Here is a 2,700-nt window from a genome sequence, read left to right as displayed (position 1 = left end):
CTCGGGGGGCCCCCCCCCCCCCCCCCCCCCACACACGCACGCACGCATACACGCGCGGAGGAACGGTGGGGCGGGCGAGGCGCACCTGCTCAGGACGGGCGGGCGCGAGCGGAGCGAGCATGTCCAGGGGAGCGAGCATTTGTAGCGTCGAGCAGCGAGCCGGATCGGGACCGGCGCAACCTATCACCACGGCGGCCCGCGGGGACTCGGAATCCCTCGGTTCCGAGCGAGGCCGCCCGCCTCTAGCGATACCCCAAAACCAGGTCCTGCGCGTTCGAGAGCACGAAGGGCTGGAGGCCCCCCACGTGCAGCGCCTGCGTGGAGAGCGAGAAGCCCGCGAAGAGAGGATCGCCGGGCACCGCGAGGTCGTAGAGCGCCACCGGGCCGGGCACGACGTTCAGGCCGAGCAGCTCTCCGTAGGGATCGGCCGGATCGACGAGCAGGGTCTGGCCGCCGGCGAGGGTCGCGGTGAGCGGAGTCCCAAAACCAGCGAGCCACGCGAGATCGTGGCCGCTCGTGCCGGCGAGATCGACGAGAGCCGTGTAGGTCCCCCCCAGGACAGGTCTCGTGAACACCCCGTAGCTCGCGGGGTTTCCTCCCGCGGTGCGGAGCGTGGCGGAGGCGATAGCGAACCCGGTGCCGTAGATCGCCAGGCTGTGACCCGCACCGGCCCCCAGCGCGACAGCGGTCGTTCCCGGGGGGAGCGCCGGCACGTCGCACTGGCCGACGTCGTTCAACCCCCAGGCCACGACCGTCCCGTCGCTGCGCCGGGCGAGGCTGTGATCGCCGTTGTACTTCCCCGCCGCCGCCACCTCGACGTAGGTGACGCCCGGCGGCAGCGCCGGCACGTCGCACTGGCCGGCGTTGTTTCGCCCCCAGGCCACCACCGAGCCGTCGCTGCGACGTGCGAGGCTGTGCGCGTAGCCCCCCGCCACCTCGACGTAGGTAAGACCTGGTGGTAGCGCGGGCACGTCGATTGCCCCTGGGGCTCCCCAGGCCACTACCGTGCCGTCGCTGCGACGTCCGAGACTGTGCTCCGCGCCCGCCGCCACCTCGACATAGACGAGGCCCGGCGGCAGGCGGGGCACGTCGCACTGGCCGTTGTTGTTCCACCCCCAGCCCACGATCGAGCCGTCGCTCCGCCTCCCCAGGCTAAAGAACTCTCCCGCCGCCACCTCGACGTACCGCAGGCCCGGGGGCAGCGCGGGCACGTCGCACTGGCCGTAGTAGTTGTAGCCCCAGGCGAGCACCTTCCCGTCGCTCCGGACTACGAGGCTGTGCAGGTCCCCCGCCGCCACGTCGAGGTAGCTCAATCCCGGCGGCAGGTCGGGAACGTCGCCGACCCACTCGTTGCCCAAGCGCACGACCGAACCGTCGCTGCGCCGCGCCAGGCTGTGGCCCCCGCCCCCCGCCACCTCGACGTAGGTGAGCTCCTCCGGCAGCGGGGGGACGTTGCACTGGCTGAAGTTGTTGTTCCCCCAGGCGGCGACTGTGCCGTCGCTGCGGCACGCCAGGCTGTGGTAGCCGCCGGCGGCCACGTCCACGTAGGTGAGACCGGGCGGCGGCGCCGGGACGTCGCACTGACCGTAGTAGTTGTATCCCCAGCCGACGGCCGAACCGTCGCTCCGCAGTGCCAGGCTGTGCCGCGCTCCCGCCGCGACTCTGACGTAGCTGAGGCCCGGCGGCAGCGCGGGGACGTCGCTCTGGCCTTCGCCGTTCGATCCCCAGGCCACGACCGTTCCGTCGCTCCGCGCCGCGAGGCTATGATTGCCACCGCCGGCTACCTGCAGGTAGGTGAGACCCGGCGGCAGCGCCGGCACGTTGCACTGGCCCTTGGCGTTGTATCCCCAGGCCACGACCGTCCCATCGCTCAGACGCGCCAGGCTGTGATACCGGCCCGAGGCCACCTCGACGTAGGCGAGACCCGGCGGCGGCGCCGGCACGTCGCACTGGCCGTAGTTGTTCCGCCCCCACGCCACGACCGTGCCGTCGCTTCGGAGCGCCACGCTGTGATCCCCTCCCCCCGCCACCTCCACGTACCAGACGCCCGGCGGCGGCGCCGGCACGTCGCACTGGCCCCAGTAGTTGTATCCCCACGCCACCACCGTCCCGTCGCTTTGAACCGCGAGGCCGTGATCGCCTTCGCAGCCCGCTGCCACGTCGACGTAGCGCAGGCCCGGCGGCAGGCTGGGCACGATGCACTGGCCGTAGTAGTTGTAGCCCCAGGCCACGATCGTGCCGTCGTCGCGGAGACCGAGGGTGTGGTAGAGCCCCCCCGCCAGCTCCACAAACGGATCCTCGAGCCAGGCGCTGTCCATCACCTCGTTCCCCCAGCCGACGATTTCCGTCTGCGCGGTCGTCGTTCCGGCAACCCCGAGGATCGCCGCGCTCGCCGCCGCCACGAGCAGCCCGCCTCCCCGCGCCCGCATGCGTACACCGCGCCCCTCGTCGCTCCCTGCCCTTCCGGTCCTGATTCCCATCATGGCCACTCTCCTCGGCGAGGCTCTCGGCTCGCGGGCTGATCGGCCTCGCCCGCACCGAACGAGCCTATCCCCGCCCGTCCAGACCCGCAACCCAGCCGCCCCCCCAGGTCTGGAAGCAGACGGGAACGGGGCGAATGCCGAGACCCTACCGCCGCCACAGATGGTCCCCCTATTGCAGCTCGTCCACCGGCCCCGCCGTTCGCGGTCTCTTCGGCTT

Annotated in this window: 1 protein-coding gene; it reads right to left on the bottom strand. The window is 72.0% G+C overall.

Annotated features, from left to right (window positions below):
• Positions 1–242 precede the first annotated feature (242 nt).
• Positions 243–2,483 (bottom strand): RCC1 repeat-containing protein, encoded by a 2,241-nt coding sequence (locus tag AB1673_17560; GenBank protein MEW6155764.1) that lies wholly within the window; start codon positions 2,481–2,483, stop codon positions 243–245.
• Positions 2,484–2,700 lie beyond the last annotated feature (217 nt).

It is taken from the genome of Actinomycetota bacterium, assembly GCA_040754375.1.
In the GTDB taxonomy this organism is placed as follows: domain Bacteria; phylum Actinomycetota; class Acidimicrobiia; order Acidimicrobiales; family AC-14; genus JBFMCT01.
This window is presented reverse-complemented; position numbering and strand designations above follow the sequence as displayed.